Raw genomic sequence first — 415 nt, 5'->3', positions numbered from 1 at the left:
GATAATTTGCCGCCTAACTGGTGAGACATTACGCCCCAATCATCCATAAACCATTTGTATCTTGGTCGGATTTTTAGACTGTCGGACAATGAGTAAAAAGCTTGGATATTAATACCGCCAGAGAGTCGCGTATCTGGTCGAGAGTCTTGCCCCAAGAACACTTCATCGTCATCGATTTTACCGTCGTCATTGATATCGACTTCACGCAGAACCGTTAAATAGTGATTGCTCAAATAGCCACTTCGGTAACCCGTGTAAGCAGTAAAAATGCTGTATAGATTCGGCGTGAAGGTTTGTGATAATCCGGCTTCTAAACTGCCCGTAAAAATGTCTTCCCAGCTTTGGCTGTTTGATGAAGCCAGCGAGTATTTGCCGAATGCTTGAGTCTGATCGAAAAGGGCAGAGCCCCCTAGAC

The 415-nt window shown here is 45.1% G+C and carries 1 protein-coding gene; it reads right to left on the bottom strand.

What is annotated here, in order from left to right:
* Nucleotides 1–415: DUF3570 domain-containing protein (locus tag AB4512_RS25065; protein ID WP_372176160.1), on the bottom strand; the 415-nt coding region annotated here is incomplete at both ends.

Origin of the sequence: Vibrio sp. 10N.222.52.B7, from assembly GCF_041474275.1 — a bacterium.
Taxonomy (GTDB): domain Bacteria; phylum Pseudomonadota; class Gammaproteobacteria; order Enterobacterales; family Vibrionaceae; genus Vibrio; species Vibrio crassostreae_C.
This window is presented reverse-complemented; position numbering and strand designations above follow the sequence as displayed.